The organism is Pseudomonas sp. TE31087 (assembly GCF_057284075.1).
In genome coordinates, this window is record NZ_JBXVNN010000001.1 from 46,072 (window position 1) to 64,717 (window position 18,646).

The 18,646-nt window shown below is 61.1% G+C and carries 9 protein-coding genes; all 9 read left to right on the forward strand.

Translation table 11 applies throughout. From position 1 onward, the window contains the following. The 9 genes from flgK to ACZ899_RS00260 all read left to right on the forward strand — a co-directional run bounded on the left by flgK (nt 1) and on the right by ACZ899_RS00260 (nt 18,522). Entirely contained in the window at nt 1-2,049 is a 2,049-nt protein-coding gene (flgK, locus tag ACZ899_RS00220) for a flagellar hook-associated protein FlgK (protein WP_232856516.1), read from the forward strand. A gap of 13 nt (nt 2,050-2,062) precedes the next feature. Further along, entirely contained in the window at nt 2,063-3,631 is a 1,569-nt protein-coding gene (locus tag ACZ899_RS00225) for a flagellar hook-associated protein 3 (RefSeq protein WP_234560350.1), read from the forward strand. 123 nt (nt 3,632-3,754) lie between these two features. After that, on the forward strand, nt 3,755-7,327 hold the full coding sequence (locus tag ACZ899_RS00230; protein ID WP_234560349.1) for a glycosyltransferase: 3,573 nt from the start codon (nt 3,755-3,757) through the stop codon (nt 7,325-7,327). Between the two features lie 54 nt (nt 7,328-7,381). Beyond that, nucleotides 7,382-10,120 carry a glycosyltransferase gene (locus ACZ899_RS00235; RefSeq protein ID WP_234560348.1) on the forward strand — a complete coding sequence of 913 codons (2,739 nt, stop codon included), beginning with the start codon at nt 7,382-7,384 and terminating at the stop codon, nt 10,118-10,120. A gap of 443 nt (nt 10,121-10,563) precedes the next feature. After that, nucleotides 10,564-10,992, forward strand: a complete 429-nt coding sequence (locus ACZ899_RS00240) for a hypothetical protein (RefSeq protein WP_186714854.1) — start codon at nt 10,564-10,566, stop codon at nt 10,990-10,992. A gap of 805 nt (nt 10,993-11,797) precedes the next feature. After that, nucleotides 11,798-12,568 (forward strand): glucose-1-phosphate cytidylyltransferase, encoded by a 771-nt coding sequence (gene rfbF, locus ACZ899_RS00245; RefSeq protein ID WP_234560347.1) that lies wholly within the window; start codon nt 11,798-11,800, stop codon nt 12,566-12,568. Next, nucleotides 12,550-13,626: a CDP-glucose 4,6-dehydratase gene (gene rfbG, locus ACZ899_RS00250; protein WP_234560346.1), complete on the forward strand. Its 1,077-nt coding sequence runs from the start codon at nt 12,550-12,552 to the stop codon at nt 13,624-13,626. The genes rfbF and rfbG overlap by 19 nt, the downstream gene beginning before the upstream one ends. Then, nucleotides 13,619-14,941 (forward strand): lipopolysaccharide biosynthesis protein RfbH, encoded by a 1,323-nt coding sequence (gene rfbH / locus ACZ899_RS00255; RefSeq protein WP_234560345.1) that lies wholly within the window; start codon nt 13,619-13,621, stop codon nt 14,939-14,941. Before rfbG ends, rfbH begins: the two co-directional genes overlap by 8 nt. A gap of 68 nt (nt 14,942-15,009) precedes the next feature. After that, nucleotides 15,010-18,522, forward strand: coding sequence for a glycosyltransferase family 2 protein (locus tag ACZ899_RS00260; protein ID WP_234560344.1), 3,513 nt, complete (start codon nt 15,010-15,012; stop codon nt 18,520-18,522). Nucleotides 18,523-18,646 lie beyond the last annotated feature (124 nt).

Sequence of the window (18,646 nt, forward strand, 5' to 3'; positions counted from 1 at the left end):
ATGGCGAGTTTGATCAATATCGGTATGTCTGGCCTGGGCGCCGCCCAGTCCGGGATGTACACCCTGGGTAACAACATCGCCAACGCCGATGTGGAAAGTTACTCTCGCCAGCAGATCGTCCAGAAGACCAAGGGTGGCCAGCAGGTCGGCCAGGTGTTCATCGGTACCGGCACCACGCTGTCCGATGTGCGCCGGGTGTACAACGCCTTCCTCGAGAACCAGCTGCGTTCCACCACGTCGCTGTCCAGCGACGCGAACGCCTACCTCAACCAGATCGGCCCGCTGAACAATGCCCTGTCCAGCGCCGATACCGGTATCACCGCGGCGCTCAAGAGCTTCTTCAGCGCAATGCAGGACGCCTCGGCCAAGCCCACCGAGGATGCCTCGCGGCAATTGCTGCTGACCAGCGCCCAATCGCTTGCCAAGCGTTTCAACAGCCTGTCGGCGCAGTTCAACCAGCAGAACAGCAACATCAACACCAACATGGCGGCGACGGCCGACCAGATCAACAAGCTGACCGCGACGATCTCCGAGTACAACCAGCAGATTGTCAAGATGACCGCCATCACCGGCAAGCCCAACGACCTGCTCGACCAGCGCGACGGCGCGGTGCGCGAGTTGAACAAGCTGATCGGCGTGGACGTGGTCGAGCGTGACGGCAACTACGACATCTACCTGAAGAACGGCCAGTCGCTGGTGCTGGGCAACACCACCCAGACCCTGGGCGTGGAGCCTGCGGCGACCGACCCGTCGCGGATGAACCTGGTGCTCAATCGCGGCTCGACCAAGATGGACATCACCGACAGCACCACCGGCGGCGAGCTGGGCGGTCTGCTGCGCTACCGCAAGGACACCCTGGACCCTGCGCTCAACGAGCTGGGCCGTGTGGCCCTGGTGGTGGCCGATGCGATCAACAGCCAGCTGGCCCAGGGCATCGACAAGAACGGCGAGTTCGGCGCGACCCTGTTCGGCGACATCAACAGCGCCGCCGCCATGGCCGGGCGCAGCGTGGCCAAGCTGGGTAACAGCCCCGGTTCCGGCAACCTCGATGTGAACATCAAGGATACCGGCAAGCTGACCACCAACGACTACCAGGTGACGTTCACCAGCGCCAACGAGTTCACAGTACGTCGTCTGCCTGACAACACCGAGATGGGCAAGTTCGACATCACTGCCACTCCGCCACCGGTGATCGACGGCTTCAGCCTCAATTTGCGCGGTGGCACGCCGATCGCTGGTGATAGCTTCAAGATCACCCCCACCCGCAATGCCGCGGCCAGCATCGAGACGGTGCTCACCGATCCCAAGCGCCTGGCGATGGCCAGCCCGCTGACCGCTACCAGCGGCTCGGGCAACAAGGGCACCGGGCAGATCGGCCAGCCCACGCTGACCTCCGAGCTGGACATCTACGATGCCGCCCAGCGCGCCGACCTGCAGACGGGGCTCAAGTACTCGACGCCGGTCAAGCTGGTGTTCGGTGACGAGAAGACCTCGCCCCAGACCTACACCATGTTCGATGCCAAGGGCAGCCCCATCGGCAGCGGCACGATCATCCCCGGCCAGGAGAACAAGCTGCAGCTGTCCGTGCCGATGGTCGATGGCAGCGGCAACCCGATCAACGACGCCAGCGGCACGCAGAAGAAGTTCACCTTCGAGATGACCGTCGCTGGCGCCCCGAAGGGCGGCGACAACTACACTGTCTCGCTGACCGGTGCCGGCTCGGCCGACAACCGCAACGCCCAGTCGGTGATCAACCTGCAGACCAAACCCACCGTCGATACCGGTGCCGACGGCAAGGGCATCAGCTTCACCGATGCCTACGCCAAGCTGGTGTCCAACGTCGGTGGCAAGACCAACCAGGCCGAGATGGACAGCAACGCCACCCAGGCGCTGCAATCCTCCGCCCTGACCAGCCGCAACTCGAGCTCCGGCGTGTCCGTGGACGAAGAGGTCGGCAACCTGGTCAAGTTCCAGCAGTACTACACCGCGTCGTCGCAAATCATCAAGGCGGCCCAGGAAACCTTCGCCACTTTGATCAACAGCCTTTAAGGAGCCGTAGACCGTGCGCATCTCCACCCCGCAGTTCTACAACAGCAGCAGCGCCAACTACGAGCGCACCTTCGGCAACGTCAACAAGACGACGCAGGAAGCCAGCGACTTCATTCGCGTGCGCACCGCCGCCGACGATCCGGTCGGCGCCGCGCGCCTGCTGCAGCTCGAGCAACAGCAGAACATGCTCGGCCAGTTCAAGGGCAACATCACCAACGTGCGCAACGCGCTGGGCAGCAGCGAAAGCACGCTCAATGCCATTGGTACCGTTCTGCAGCGGGTCAACGAACTGGCCGTCAGCTCCGGTAACGCGAGCTTTACCGACGCCGACCGCAAGGCCAATGCACAAGAGCTGGCCTCGCTGGAAGACCAGCTGTTCTCGTTGATGAACAGCAAGGACGAGAACGGCAAGTACCTGTTCTCCGGCTCCAAGGGCGATACCCAGCCTTACGTGCGCAACTCCGATGGCACCTACAGCTACCAGGGCGATCAGAGCAACCTGATGCTGCAGGTCGGCGACATGCTCAGCCTGGCCGCCAACGAGACCGGCTACAGCGCCTTCGAGCAGGCGCTCAACACCAGCCGCAGCGAGACCCGCCTGACCGCGCCGGCCACCGATGACGGCCGGGTCAGCCTGTCCAACGGCCAGGTGTCCGGCAACACCACCTACAATGACCGTTTCCGCAGCGGTGAACCCTACAGCGTCCAGTTCACCAGCAGCACCGAGTACAAGATCCTCGATGCCGGCGGCAACGATGTGACGCTGGAAGCCAGCCAGGGTGGCAAGTTCGATCCCAATGGCACGAACATGGCCATCAGCTTCCGCGGTGTCGACCTGCGTCTGAAGATCAGCTTCAAGCCGGGTGACGAAGCCAACCCGGATGCCGCCATCGCCGGTCACACCTTCAACCTGAGCTCCAAGGCCGATTCGATCGCCGGCACCCGCAGCCCGGGCAACACCTCGTCGGCGCAGATCACCGATGCAAACATCAGTGACCCGGCCGCCTACAAGGCCGCGTTCCCCGGTGGTGGCGCGGTGCTGAAGTTCACCAGCGCCACCGATTTCGAACTGTATGCTTCGCCAATGACCGCCGACAGCCGTCCGATCTCCAGCGGCACGCTCAGCGGCACCACGGCCACCGCCGCCGGTGTGACGTTCGACCTGGCCGGTGCCCCGAATGCTGGCGATTCGTTCGCGGTCAAGGTGGACACCCATCAGAACCAGAATATCCTCAACACCATCAGCCAGTTGCGCACCGCGTTGAATACCCCGCAGGACAACGATCCGGTGGCCAAGCAGAACTTCCTCGCCGCCCAGGATGCGGCGCTGGGCAATATCGCCAGCGGCATGAACCAGGTGTCGTCGTCGATCTCGTCCATCGGTGGTCGCGGTCAGGCGCTCGATGTACAGGCTGAAACCAACGAGGCGCTTGCCGGCGAGAATACCAAGACTCAGAGCTCGATCCGCGAGAGCGACCCGGCCGAAGTGATGCTGCGCCTTGAAATGCAGAAAAACATGCTGCAGGCCTCGATGCAGTCCTTTGCCAAGATTGCCGGCCTGTCGCTGGTCAACTACATCTGATCGATCCTGCCCAAGGCAACGGCCTTTTGCCGTTGCTTTGCCCGTTACCCAGCGCAATGCTGGGCAGCGGGCTGGTCTGAGCCAGAGGCCTGGCTGTTCGAACCATTGCCTGAGTGAGCCTCCGTGGACGCACAACCTCTTGTCACTATCGCCATTCCAGCGTTCAATCCCGACTTCTTCCGCAGTACGCTGAACAGCGCGTTGACCCAGGACTATCCAAACCTGGAGATCGTGGTATGCGATGACAGTGCCGGAAGTGAGATCGAGGCTATCTGCCATGGGTTGACCGAGGGCTCGAGCCGCGTCCTGCACTACGTGCGCAACCCTCGCAGGCTTGGTTTTGCCTGCAACCTGATGGCGTGCCTGGAGCAATCATCGGGGGACTACATCAAGTTCCTCTGCGATGACGACACGTTGCTCGGGTATTGCGTCGGCCTGCAGGTCAATGCGCTGGAGGGCCGGCCCGAGGTCAGCATGGTAATAGGCCAGCGGCTGGTGTGCGCCGCTGACGATGTGCTCCTGCCGTCACGCCCGCTCAACTTCATCATCTCTCCTGAAAGCGCGGTGTTGAAGGGGACGGATCTGCTCGACAGTATCGCCGACAACGTACCGAATCTGTTCGGCGGTATCAGTCACGCTTTGTTCCGCAGGGCGCAGGTCGAAGAGTATCTGCCGACGCTGGTGCAGGAGGGCCATGGGTTCATTGCGCGACTGGATCTGGCGTTGTACACCTGCCTGTTGCGCCGCGGTGACTTGTGCAGCCTTGAGCAGATCCTCAGTCTCGAGCGCGTTTACCCGGGCCGGCTCAGTCATCAGTCCTCAATGACCGAGGCGGCCAAGGCCGAGACCGAATGGTTGCGGCAAATGCTCGCGGCCCGTACGGGTGAAGCGGCGCCAGCGGTCGGCTGGGTGCGTTACCTGCCGCTTGCATCCTATCCCGCAGGAGAAGGGCAGGCGTGGGAAGAGGTTGACATGCGTGCGGCCTTTTCCAAGCAAATGGCCAATTACAATCAGCAGGTCGGTACCTACAGTCTCGATTTCACCGAGCTCTATGAGCAGTGGCTGGCGCACCGTGAACTATCGCCGGGCCAGGCCCGCCTACTGCCCAAGCGACTGGAGCAATGGCCTGTCCTTCCGCGTATCGTCGCCGTGGTGTTGTGCAACGAAGGTGAGGAGGAGGCATTGCGTGCCACTCTGGACAGCCTGGCTGCGCAATCCTATGCAGCGAGTCGCATCCTGATGGTCGCCCCGGCAGTCGTCGAGGGGGTGACTGAAGAGGTACGCTTCATCCGGCGGCGTGGTCACGGTTTTGCCGAACTTGAGCAGTGGCTTGACGGCAATGAGCAGGCCGAGTGGGTCTACCTGCTGCGAGCCGGTGACCGGCTGCATTCTCATGCGCTAGTGATCATGGCCGAGCGCATGGCGCTGCGTGCCGACTGTGCCTGCCTGTACAGCGACGAGGGCAGTCATGATGGGCTGGCGCCTTCCCACCCTATCCTGAAACCCGACTTCAATCTCGACTTGATGCGCAGCCTGCCCTATGTGGGGCGCCTGCTGGCATTTCGATGTTCGGTATTGCGTAGCCTGGGTGGCTTCGATGAGCGTTTCGCTGCCCTGGCGCCCCACGACCTGCTCTGGCGCATAGTGGAGCAGCACGGCTTGCAGGCGGTGGAGCACGTCGCAGAGGTGCTGGTGCATTGCAAGGAAACCTACGCGAACTGGCTGGGCCACCCGGAAGGCGGGGGGCAGGCTGTGCAGGTGGTAGAGGCGCATCTGCAGCGCCTTGGGGTTGGTGCGCAGGTTGCCGGTGTCGAGGGCGGCATGGTCTCTCGCGTGACCTATCTGCATGACTACACAGCGAGCGTTTCGATCCTGATCCATGCGGGCACGCAGTTGTCGGTGTTGATGCGTTGCCTGCAGTCGTTGCTGGCCAATACCGCCTATGCTGGCTTTGAAGTGCTGCTGGTGGCTGACGAGCAGACTCCGGCCGATGTACTCGACTGGCTCTCGGCAATGGCTGGCATGGGTAGTGAACAACTGCGTGTGACTCGGGTCGCAGGTCGGGGCCGGGCGCATAGTCTCAACCTGGCCTGCCAGCAGGCGCGCGGTGAGTATCTGTTGTTGCTGGAAAGCACCTGTGTGGTGTACGAGTCGCAATGGCTGCAGGAGTTGATGCAACATGCCCAGCGACCGGAAGTCGGCGTGGTCGGACCCAAGCTTTTCTCCAGCGATGGCAACGTGGTGTCTGCAGGTCTCGTGCTCGGACTCAACGGCCTGGTGGGTAGTGCATTCGTCGGCTGTGCAGTGAATGCCGAAAGCTACATGAATCGTCTGGGCATGGTGCAGAACTGGAGTGCCCTGAGCCTCGATTGCCTGGTAATACGGCGGGAGCTGTTCACCGAGCTGGGTGGCCTGGATACGGCATCCCTGGAGCAGTCGCTGTTCGATGCAGATCTATGCCTGCGGGTTCGTGAAAAAGGCTACCTGGCTGTCTGGACGCCTTTCTCGAAGGTGGTCAGATTCCCCTCTGCACCGCACGAGGGAGAGGTGGTGCAGCTCGGATCCGCCGACAGCGATGTCTTCTTCGAGCGTTGGCTGCCGTGGATAGCCCGGGATCCGGCGTACAACCGCAACCTGAGCCTGAAACTGGCGAATTTCAACTTCGAGCCCGGCCTGCGATCGGGCTGGGACCCCTTCATGGCGCGGGCGATGCCGTCAGTGCTTGGCTTGCCGAGCAACACCTCGGCGATTGGTCACTACCGCGTGGTCCAGCCGTTTACTGAGCTTGAGCAGCGCGGTTGGATCCAGGGGCGGATCAACTACAGCACGCCGGGCCTGATCGAGCTGGAGCGGGAGAAGCCTGATGTGCTCATTCTGCAATGTCGCTACATGCCGCACAGCATCAGGGAGCTGAGCCAGCTCAAGCGCTATTCTGGCGCACGGCGCATCTACGAGCTCGATGACTACGTGATCGAGCCTTCGCAGAAGAATGACCATGTGCGCAACCTGCCAGGGAATATCCGCGAGCTGGTCCGTGAGGGCGTCGGCCTGTGCGATCGGGTGGTAGTTTCCACCGAGCCTTTGGCCGATGCGCTTTCTAGCATGCACCATGACATCCGGATTGTGCCGAACATGCTCTCGGCCCCCTTGTGGACTGGATTGACCAGTGAGCGTCAGACAAGCGCCAGGCCGCGTGTCGGTTGGGCTGGGGGGACCAGTCACCGTGGCGATCTGGAGTTGTTGCTGGAAGTCATCAAGACACTGGCCAATGAGGTCGACTGGGTGTTCTTCGGCATGTGCCCGGAAATGCTGCGACCCTACGTCAAGGAGTTCCATCCGGGCATCTCGTTTGCAGACTATCCGCGCAAGCTGGCCAGTCTCAATCTTGACCTCGCTCTGGCACCGCTCGAACAGAACCTGTTCAACGACTGCAAGAGCAACTTGCGGTTACTGGAGTATGGCGCATGTGGTTTTCCGGTGATCTGTACCGACACCAAGGCCTATGCGGGCTATCTGCCGTGCACCCGGGTGAAGGACAACAGCAGCGGGCAATGGCTGGAGGCGATTCGCATGCACCTTGCAGACCCGCAGGCCAGCTACCGGCAGGGCGACGCCCTGCGCGAGGCGGTATTGCGCGACTATTTACTGACACCGCATCACCTGCAGCATTGGGCCAATGCCTGGCTCGCGGACTGAATCTGGTAGCTGCGGGATGACCGCGCTCCGAACCGACATTTTGAAGAGGGCACTATGGCCGAAATCACAACTGCACCGTGCACCAAGGTGACTGTCGTATTGCTGGGGCAGGAGCAGGCTGACTACCGGGCTCGTGCGCAGCACTATTACCAGAGGGCCGGCGTCCAGTGCTTGTCGCTTGACGTGCAGCCTCAAAATCAGGCGGCGCAGCATTACAGCGAGCTTCTGGGGCAATTGTTGCAGCAGGTGACCACTCCCTACGTGGTGCTTGCCCACGAGTCTGACTTTGCGCTGGTTCCAGCCCTGCAGGCCGCCGTTGTTCAGCTGGAGGCGCAGTCGAGTGCCATTGCAGCCCAAGGCCATGCGCTGGGCTTCAGGACGGGCAATGCCCAGCTGACGTACCACAAGGTGGGGGGAGCAATTCCCGCACTGGAGGGCGAAGGGGGGCTGGCGCGTCTACGCCAGTATGGTCAGGCCCGCCGTCAGGCATGGCGTGCCGTCACCCGGCTGCCAGCCATGCTGGCGGCGCTGGATCAGACCCCAGCGGGCGATGATCCGGCCGTGTTCTGTCTGGGGCTGTCATATGCGATCCTCGCCCAAGGCGAAGTCGCCTTGCTCGAACAGACCGATGTGCTGTGCAGCCTGGAATCCGAGGGCTGCGATCAGGTCTTGCGCGAGGAGCGCATGAATCGTGCGTTGTTCGCTCTTCGTCAATGGGATGCCCAGGGGCAGGCCCTATGCGTTGGCGAAGGTGAATTTGCAGTACTCCATCGCTTCGTTCGCGGGACCTATGATCACGGCGAGGCGCCCCTGCTGTTCACTTCCACCTGGAGCAGCGTGATCGATGATCCTGAACGGCTTTTCGAGCCGCGCCAGTATGTCGAGATGCCTTACTACAACAGCGCCCTGTTTACCCAACTGGCAGCGCTGGAGTTTCTCTGCCATGCCTTGCCGGCTGGCAAGGCGCAGCACGCGGCACTGGAAGGCCGCTGGGTACGCCAGCGTGACCTGTTGCAGGTGCATCCCAATGACACGCCCGCCAGTTTGCAATTGCGTTACTGGCAAGCGCTGGCGCTCGGACTGTTCGACCCGCAGCTCTGTCAAAAGCTTGTGGAGACGTTGGACGCAGAACGCGATGGTGATCAATTGCGTGAGATACGCAATTGGCTCGAGCGTTTGCGACAAGTGCCGGGGGTTGATCACCAGCCGCGCTTGCAGGCCACCCCGTCCGGGCAATTGCTGGCGAGTATTGGCGCGGCGACGCCTGACGCTGCGGCGCGTCAGCAGGTGTTGAATCACCTGTCCAGCCATCCCGCTGCGCAGATCGCCTTCGTGGTACTGGATCTGGAGAACGATGATGCGGCGTTGCAGGCTACTTTCGACAGCCTGCTGGCCAGCGGTATTCGCGACTTCAAGCTGGTGGTCCTCAAAGGTGGCAAGCCGCCGGTGATCACCACTGCGCGCGATACCTTGCACTTTATCCAGGTCAATGACGGCAACTGGTTGGCGCATCTGAACCAGGTGGTGCGCCAGTTGCCGAGCGAATGGTTGCTGTTGTTGCAGGCAGGAGACGAACTGCAGACGGGTGGATTGCTGCACCTTCTGGTGGAGCTGGCCGAGTCGCCTGCTTGTCAGGCGATTTGTGCCAACGAAGTGCAGCGTGACGAGGAGGGGCGTCTACATGCCGTGATGCGTCCTGGCGCGGACCTGAATCTGTTACGTAACCAGCCGGGCCTGATGTCCCGGCACTGGCTGTTGCGTCGTCAGGCGGTGGTCGATCTGGGTGGCTACAGCGAAGCCCACCGGCAAGCCCTGGAGTTCGACTTGCTGCTGCGACTGATCGAGGCGCAGGGGGTCGGTTGTCTTGCGCACCTGGATGACTATCTCGTCATCACGCAGCAAGCTACGGCTGCACTGATGGATGCGGCGCAAGGTGCGCTCAATCGTCATTTGACCCACCTGGGGTATCGCGCCCAGGTGAGCGAACAGCCGAACACAGGGTTGCGTATCGATTTTCGGCATGCGGCAACACCGCTGGTGAGTATTCTGGTGGCCAGTACGGGTGACCATGCCCAGCTCGAGGCCTGCCTGACCAGTGTCCTGCAACGTACCCGATACCCGCGTTACGAGGTGCTGGTGGTGTGCGCCGAGGAGGAAGTGGAGGCGTTGCAGCTCCTGGGGGGGCGCGTACAGGTGTTGGTGGGCGAATCTGCTGGCTCGCGCAGTGCCTGGCTGAACCAGGCCGCAGGGCGGGCGCGCGGTGAGTACCTGGTGCTGTTGTCGGCGCAATGCCAGGTCATCACGCCAGCCTGGATCGAAGCGTTGCTCAATGAGGCGCAGCGCCCGGAAGTGGGTGTGACGGGGGCGGCGCTGCGTACCGTCGATGGCGCCCTGGCACATGGCGGCTATGCCCTATTGGAAGGGCCGCAAGTGGCGGTGCCTTGGCAGGGCATGTCGGACGAGGAGTGCCGCAATGCCCGCTGGCCGGAGGCCGTGCGCGGTTGTGCTGCCGTTTCGGCTGACTGCCTGATGGTTCGCCAGGAGGTGTTCGCCCATTGCGGTGGCTTGCAGATCGTGGGGGGGGGGGCCGACCTTGACCTGTGCCTGGCGGCGACTGAAGCTGGCCAGTTAGTGGTGTGGACGCCTCAGGCACAGCTGCAGGTGAGCGCGTTGTCTGTACCGGCCGAGGGCCTGGCGCTCGAGCTGCAGGCTCGCTGGCCGGCGGCGTTCAGTGGCCGAGACGTACAGGTTCCTGCTTTGGCCTGGCTCGACCAACTCCGCCAGGGCTTGTAAGCCAGGCGGTTTATTGACGGGGTGCGGCGCCAGTCGCCGTATCCCCGTTTCGCGTCACCTTCTCCTCCCGGCATGCTTCGATGCTGCGCAGTTGCATCCCTTCTCCTGTCCTTCGGCAAAACCTCCAAAACCCTTCGTGCGACTGAGTGGTGACGAAATGAGGGCTGAGGCTATCCGTTGCGAGTCAGCAATAGCGACACCCGTCCCATCCGCAACCCAGCCCGAATTGCTCCAGGCAATCAGTGGTCGCCTGCATTTTGTGCTAAGCGAATCCAGCGACAAGATCGAGGCAGTAAGAGTATCCATAAAGACTTATGCGTTTATGCATTGATTAAAAATGCTGTAACGCATAATATACTGTGACCGGCGCTTGTGGGGCGCCGGGGTGCGATCAATCATCTGTGATTGGCACGGAGCTCGCGCAGAAAATACAAGGAAAATTAATGATGAAGAAAATGTTGAGCCGGTTATCTGTTCTGGGCATCGCTTTAGGGGTGGCTTTCTCTGCACAAGCAGGTGAACCGCAATTAGGGTACTGGAAGCTGACCACCTTTCATGTTTCCAACGGTGCTGTCGCCACCATTCAAATGCTCTGTTTCAAGCCCGATAAGACCTGGTATTCCACTACTGAAGCCAAATGGAATGGTGCATGGTTTGCGAGCGGAGATGAAATCCATTGGTATGGCAGCGTTCCGTTGGCCGGTTATGGCAACGTAGCGACCATTGGCATGGGAGAGCTGTTGGGGCCTGCCAGTATGTCGGGAAAGTATGCTGAGTGGTCTGCACCAGGTAGTACGCCCTACAGTTTTGACAGGCATTACACGTACACGCTGACTTATCAGCAGGCAGAATGTCCTCCCCCCAAGCTGTAAGCGTTAGCGCGGGGTAACCTCAGCTGGATCTGCGGGTTCAGATTGTCTATACCAGGCTCATTGATCTAGGGATCGCTTGGTCGCTTGGGGTGTCGATAATGGGCGAAGGGTGCCTTGATACGCATTGTTTCGCGGCTTGAGGGTGCCCTGTAGGTGGCGATTTATTGACAGATTCAGGTTGTTGGATGATTTGCGTATCAAATGATTTGGAGCTATCTGTCCAGCATGCTGCGTACCGGGGGAGAGCCCCTGGCCCTTTAAGTAATTCCTGAAGAGCAAGACGGCGTTGAGTGGCGTGGCCGACATACATCTTTCCTTTGTTCTTCGTTGAGCAGGGCAACGGTAACGCCGTTCCAGGCGGGTGAGACGCGGTTGCCGGTTCTGCACTGCCCTGTATCAAGAAACCTTTCACCGGGTAGAAGGCGTTCAAGCAGGGTGATGTGGCATCCAATGAGCACGAAGACGGTCAGCCGGTGGGCGATTCGGTCAACGTGCTGGTAAGGATAAGTGACCTGCACGATGCCGATTGCGATGGCATTGCATGGTTGCTGAATCTTGATGGCACGACGGTGCAGCCCGGGAGCCATTTGACAATCAATTGAGCTGATTGAGCTATCCAATGCCCGGCATCCAGCCGGGCATTGGCATTCAGGCTTGTCGGGGCAATTTCCTGCGAGCGAATCGCTCGGTGGTACTTTGCCTGGGCGCGAGTTGGCAGTCTTTTTGCTAAGTCTGCCCAAGTAGCTGAATTGGTCAGTATTTTGTCAGCCCGTCCAGGGCCGCGGCCTTCCAAGGTAAGTCGACAATGAAAACAGTCATCCTGGCCGGCGGCCTGGGTACACGCATCAGCGAAGAATCACACCTTCGCCCCAAGCCAATGATCGAGATCGGCGGCAAGCCGATCATCTGGCACATCATGAAGATCTACTCCCATCACGGGATCAACGATTTCGTGATTTGCCTGGGCTACAAGGGCTACGTGATCAAGGAATACTTCGCCAACTACTTCCTGCACATGTCCGACGTGACTTTCGACATGTCGGAAAACCGCATGCACATTCACAACCGCAATGCCGAGCCGTGGCGAGTAACGCTGGTGGACACCGGTGAGAACACCGCCACCGGCGGGCGGATCAAGCGCGTGCGTGACTACGTGGGCGACGACACCTTCTGCCTCACCTATGGCGATGGCGTGGCCGACGTCGATATTCCGGCGTTGATCGACTTCCACAAGAGCCACGGCAAGCTGTCGACGGTAACTGCGGTGCAGCCGCCTGGGCGCTATGGCGCGCTCGATGTGCGGGGCGAGCAGGTGCGGGGTTTCCAGGAGAAGCCACTGGGCGACGGTGGTTGGATCAACGGCGGTTTCTTCGTGCTGGAGCCTGGCATTTTCGACTACATCGACGGTGACGACACCACCTGGGAATACGAACCCATGCGCGCGCTTGCGCAGGACGGTCAATTGATGAGCCACACCCACCGGGGCTTCTGGCAAGCGATGGATACCCTGCGTGACCGCAATTACCTCGAAGAGCGCTGGAAGTTGGGAGAGGCGCAATGGCGGGTATGGCCGTAAGCCGCGAATTCTGGGCCGGGCGTCGGGTATTCCTGACCGGCCACAGCGGCTTCAAGGGTGGCTGGCTGGGTTTGTGGCTCAGCGAGCTTGGTGCTGAAGTGTACGGATATTCGCTTGCCCCGCAGACCCAGCCGGCATTGCACCAGAGCATTCGCCTGGCTGAGTGCCTGGCGGGCGAGTTCGCCGATATTCGCGACGCCGAGCAACTGCGTCGCAGCCTTCAGGCATTCCGTCCCGAAGTGGTCCTGCACCTCGCCGCGCAACCTCTGGTACGGGAGTCTTACCGGACCCCAGCGGACACCTACGCCACCAACGTCATCGGCACCCTCAACCTGCTCGAGGCCGTGCGCCAGTGCGACACGGTGCGCGCTGTGCTGGTGGTGACCAGCGACAAGTGCTACGAAAACCGCGAGTGGCTATGGCCCTATCGTGAGCAGGACGCCCTCGGTGGTCACGACCCTTACAGCAGCAGCAAGGCCTGTGCCGAGCTGCTCTGTGTCTCATGGCGTGACTCCTTCCTGCGCGAGCGCGGTGTCGCGCTGGCGACCGCCCGCGCCGGCAATGTGATCGGCGGCGGCGACTGGTCGGCCGACCGGTTGCTGCCGGACATCCTGCGTGCTTGGGATGCGGGCGAGTCGTTGACCCTGCGCTATCCGGGCGCGGTGCGTCCGTGGCAGCACGTGCTCGACCCGCTGCAAGGCTATCTGCTTCTGGCCCAGGCGTTGGTCGAACAGGGTCAGGCGGTTGCCCAGGCCTGGAACTTCGGCCCCGACAGCGAAGGCACGGCCACCGTTGGCGAGGTGGTCCAGGCCATGGCCGAGCGGTGGTCCGGCGATGCGCGCTGGGCGGTCGAATCGCTCGACCAGCCCCATGAGGCGGGGCTGCTCACCCTCGATTCATCCCGGGCCCGCCAACGGTTGGGCTGGCGCCCGAGCTGGGACTTGCCGCAGGCCCTGCAACGAACCCTCGATTGGCATCGTGCCTGGCGCGACGGCCAGGACATGCAGCAATACAGCCGTGCACAGATCGCGGAACATGAAGGCGAAAACAATGACTGATCAAACGGCGCAGCAGTTGCGCCAGCAAATTGCCGAGCTCGTGGGCCGCTATGCGGAGCTGGAACTGGCGACCCCGCAATTTGTACCCGGGCAGCATGCCATACCGCCGTCGGGCAAGGTCATCGGGGCGCCGGAGCTGCAAGCCATGACCGAGGCGGTGCTCGATGGCTGGCTGACCACCGGCCGTTTCAACCAGGCCTTCGAAAAGCGCCTGGCCCGCTATCTCGGCCGACGCGGCGTACTGACTGCCAACTCCGGGTCATCGGCCAACCTGCTGGCGTTTTCCGCGCTAACCTCGCCGCGTCTGGGTGACCGTGCCATTCGCAAGGGTGACGAAGTCATCGGTGTCGCTGCCGGTTTCCCGACTACGGTCAACCCGATCCTGCAGTTCGGCGCGGTGCCGGTGTTCGTCGATATCGAGATGGGCACCTACAACATCAACCCGGCGTTGATCGAAGCGGCTATCGGCCCGCGTACCAAGGCAATCATGCTGGCCCACACGCTGGGCAACCCGTTCAACCTCAAGGTGGTGCGCGAGCTCTGCGACCGCTATGGCCTGTGGCTGATCGAGGACTGCTGCGACGCCCTGGGCGCCACTTATGACGGTCGCCAGGTTGGCAGCTTCGGTGACCTGGGAACGCTGAGCTTCTATCCGGCGCACCACATCACCATGGGCGAGGGCGGGGCCGTGTTCACCGACTCGCCTTTGCTCAAGCGCATCGTCGAGTCGTTCCGCGACTGGGGGCGGGATTGCTATTGCGGTCCAGGCGAGGACAACACCTGCAGCAAGCGCTTTTGCTGGCAGCTTGGCGACCTGCCGCAAGGTTACGACCACAAGTACACCTACTCGCACCTGGGCTACAACCTCAAGATCACCGACATGCAAGCCGCCTGCGCCTTGGCGCAGATGGATCGGGTGGATGACTTCATCGCCGCGCGCAAACGCAATTTCGCCTGGCTCAGCGATCGCCTCGCCGGGTGCGCCGAACAGCTGATCCTGCCCCACGCGACCCCCAACAGTGATCCCTCCTGGTTCGGCTTCCCGTTGACCCTGCGCGACAATTGCGGCACCGATCGCCTGGACCTGCTGCGCCACCTCGATGCACACAAGATCGGTACGCGTTTGCTGTTTGCCGGCAACCTGACCCGCCAGCCCTATATGAAGGACCAGCAGTACCGCGTGGCCAGCGATCTACATGTCACTGACAAGGTGATGAAGGACACGTTCTGGACGGGTTTGTGGCCGGGGCTCGGCGAAGAGCATCTTGAGCACGTTGCCAGCACGATCGAACAGTACGTGCGCAGGTTGCGTTGATGAACTGCTTCGAACAGACGCGTTTCAAGCTCAATCGTCCACCGAAGCAGAGGCTCGAAGGATAGTTCATGGCCAGCCGCACCTACCCGCCGTTGCACACGGCACCGAAGCGTCCGTACTACATCTACGCTCCGGATTACCGTCAGACCTCGGCGGGCATTCGTGTGACCCACCTGATCTGCCATCTGCTCAATCGTTGCGGGCAGGATGCGTATCTGCTGTTCGCCAAGCAGACCAATCCGCTGTGGCATACGCCCCTGCTGACTGACATCCTGGAGCAGCAACATGCTGAGGCGGGGCGTCAACCGATCGTGGTGTATCCGGAGGTGGTGCGGGGTAACCCTGCCAATGGGCAATCGGTCGTGCGGTACTTGCTGAATGTGCCAGGATTGTTGGGGGGCGACAGCGAGTTCCCCGCCACGGACATGATTTTCGCGTATGGCGAGAACCTGCTTCCTGAAGGGCTTGGTGACGACCACATTCTGTTCATGCCGCCCATCGATACGTCGATTTTCAACAACCAGGCTAACAGTTTCGATCAACATCGAAAGGGCTGGTTGCTGTATCCAGGGCGTTACATCGATGCCTTGCAGCAGTACCCAGAGCTGGCTGCGAAATGCACCATCATCACGAGCAAGTGGCCCGCTACGCCGGAGGAAATGGCTGAGCTTTTCCGGCGCAGTGAGCGCGTCTACTGTTTCTCATCCACGGCCATTGCGCTGGAAGCAATGCTATGCGGTTGCCCGGCAGTGATTCTCAAGTCACCCTTTTTTGACGGTGTGCCTATTGGTGGTGGCGAGTTCGGTACTCACGGTCTGGCCTTTGAGGATTCTGATGAAGCAGTCGCTCAGGCCGTTGCCGGGCTGGATATTGTTTCGCAGACCTATGCCAGGCTGCAGAATCGCTTCTGGGAACAGTTTGATATCTTTATTGCCAAGACACAGGCGATGCCGATCCAGCCGCGTTTGCTCAATGACGTTTCCGTGGAACAGGGTGCTGCGACGCCAGCGTTTGCGCATAGCCAGATGGTCAGGCAGTGGCTGCGCCAGCGTACCCCCAATGATGCCCAGGCTGAATTGATCATCCAGCGCCTGGAGGCATGCCAGCAAGCATTGCCTCGTTTCGATTTTATTCTCGTGCCGGATGGCCAGCCAGGTGCGGTTGAAGTCACGCGTCAAAGCTTGCTGGAGCAAGGTTACCCATTCATTGGTATCCATCTGCCGGGCGATGCCGAAGCTGAAACCCTTAACGAAGTCGCGCTGAATCAATGTCACGGACAGTGGTTGTGCTTCGTTCGCGCCGGGACGACGTTCACGACGTTTGGGTTGGCCCTCCTTGCCCTGGAATTACTGGCATCGGCGAATGTGCGCGCGTTCTACACCGATGAGGTCGTCCGCCATCCTTCCGGCGATATGGAAACGATACTGCGACCGGACTTCAACCTCGACATGCTACTGAGCGCGCCAGCAGACATGGCGTATCACTGGCTTTACAAGCGTGAGGTATTCCTCGACGCAGGTGGTTTTGACCCGGCATGTGCCGGTGCGATCGAGCTTGCCCTGCTACTGTGGTTGATTGAGGGCAGTGACGGCGTGGACGGCCTTGCGCATGTCAGTGAGCCGGTATTCATCACAGATGCCATCCGGCCGGCCCATAGTCCGCAGGCGCAGGCTGTTGTGGCCCAGCATCTGAACCGTCGTGGGTATACGCGCGCAAGGGTGCAGAAGCACCTTCCAGGCATTCATCGAATCCATTACGGCCACGAGGATGAGCCGCTGGTCTCGATCATCGTTCCCATTGGTGGGCAAGCTGGACAGATCCAGCACTGCATCACCTCGCTGATGGAAACAACCACCTATCCCCGCTATGAGATTCTCCTGCTGGACGATGGCGAGGCTGATTGGGCCACGCGGGTCTGGCTCGATGCTCTTGCGTCCCAGCAAGTGGGTGGCATCAGTGTGCTGACCGGCGGTGGTGCGGTGGCCATGCAGCGTGCTGTCCAGCATGCCCGAGGTGATTACCTGCTCATGTTGAGTAGTGACACAACGGTGGTCCACAGCGACTGGCTGGATGCATTGCTCAACCACGCGCAGCGCCCGGAGGTGGGAATTGTTGGCGGCAAGTTGCTGCACCCTGGTGGCACGGTGGAGCAGGCCGGCATGGTGCTTGGACTCAACGGTGCAGCAAGTACTGCCTTCAGTGGCCAGACCAATGGTTTGGGCTATATGCGCCGCCTCGAAATGGATCAGAACTACAGCGCGGTTTCCGCTGCCTGCCTGATGATCCGGCGCTCGCTTTTCGAGGCGTTGGGTGGCCTGGACATGCTGCAATTCAACGGCTCTGGCGCAGCCATCGACTTGTGCCTGAAGTCGATGCAAGCGGGCTATCTCACCGTCTGGACGCCTCACGCTGTTCTGTTCTGCGAGGGTCGTGATGTGTCCGGGCAGGAGGCTGCGACCAGTGACGAAGGGCAAGCGCAGCAAGATGCGCTGTTGCGAAAGTGGTTGCCTCTAATTGCTCATGATCCGGCGTACAACCGCAATCTGACTCTGCAAGGTTCTGGTTTTACGCTGGAAACCGATCCCGGGCTCGCCTGCCGTTATTTAAGCTGGCGTCCGCTGCCCGTGGTGTTGACGATGCCTGCGGATTTCGAAGCCAGTGGACATAGCCGCATCATCGATCCCGCGCTGGCCATGAGGAGCAACGGTCAGGCCGATATCCGTCTGGCCCTTCGCAATTATTCGCCGGTTGAGCTCGAACGTTTGCAGCCTGACGCATGGGTCATGCAGCCGCCTCGCCTCGAGACGCAGGTCGAGGCATTGCGGAAAAACGCACGGTTCACATCGGCATTCAAGGTGCTGGAGGTCGATACTCTGTATTGCACAGAGGCTGGGGATTCACTGTCGGCGCCGGTTGACGGAGCGCTGCGTCGCTTGTCTGCCATGGCCGACCGGTTGCTGGTGGCGACGTCGGGATTGGCCGAAGCGTTGCGCGATACCTGCGCGGATGTTCGTGTAATCCCTGATCGATTGAATCCGGCTCGCTGGAGCGGGTTGCGGAGTCAGCGGCGGTTCAGTGCTCGTCCTCGCCTCGGGTGGGTTGAAGGAGGGGGCGCGCAGGAGCAGGCATTGTTACTGGAGATCGTCCAGCAGTTGCATGGGGAAGTCGACTGGGTATGTCTGGGTCAGTGTCCGTCGCTTCTTCGCCCTTATCTTAGCGAGCAGCATGATGCGGTGTCGTTCGATGAATATCCGGTAAAGCTTGCCTCCTTGAATCTGGACCTGGCCATCGCGCCCTTGGCTCCGGGTTTGCTCGGCGAATGCCGAAGCCCGTCGCGCCTGTTGGAATATGCCGCGTGCGGAGTGCCTGTGGTCTGCAGTGACGTTTGGTCCCTGCAAGGGCTGTCTGTGATACCGGTCAGGAACATTTCCAGGGACTGGGTTGAAACCATTCGGATGTACCTGGCGGAGCCGGAGGCCAGCGCCAGGTGTGGCGATGCATTGCAGGAAGCGGTCCTGACGCAGTGGATGCTGGATGAGGACCATATCCAGACGCGACTAAAGGCCTGGCTCCCCGGCTGACGGGCGGGTACGCAACAGGCCGCGATTATCCACACAACATTTACAGGATCGGTGCACTGCAAGGTCATCATCCATTTGCGGTAGTCCAGACGGACCAAGATCTGGGCGCCGACATCCATTCAGT

Excerpts from the sequence above, each read along its gene's own strand:
- flgK (WP_232856516.1), top strand. The coding sequence starts at position 1 with ATGGCGAGTTTGATCAATATCGGTATGTCTGGCCTGGGCGCCGCCCAG.
- rfbF (WP_234560347.1), top strand. The coding sequence starts at position 11,798 with ATGAAAACAGTCATCCTGGCCGGCGGCCTGGGTACACGCATCAGCGAA.
- rfbG (WP_234560346.1), top strand. The coding sequence starts at position 12,550 with ATGGCGGGTATGGCCGTAAGCCGCGAATTCTGGGCCGGGCGTCGGGTA.
- rfbH (WP_234560345.1), top strand. The coding sequence starts at position 13,619 with ATGACTGATCAAACGGCGCAGCAGTTGCGCCAGCAAATTGCCGAGCTC.
- ACZ899_RS00235 (WP_234560348.1), top strand. The coding sequence starts at position 7,382 with ATGGCCGAAATCACAACTGCACCGTGCACCAAGGTGACTGTCGTATTG.
- ACZ899_RS00240 (WP_186714854.1), top strand. The coding sequence starts at position 10,564 with ATGATGAAGAAAATGTTGAGCCGGTTATCTGTTCTGGGCATCGCTTTA.
- ACZ899_RS00260 (WP_234560344.1), top strand. The coding sequence starts at position 15,010 with ATGGCCAGCCGCACCTACCCGCCGTTGCACACGGCACCGAAGCGTCCG.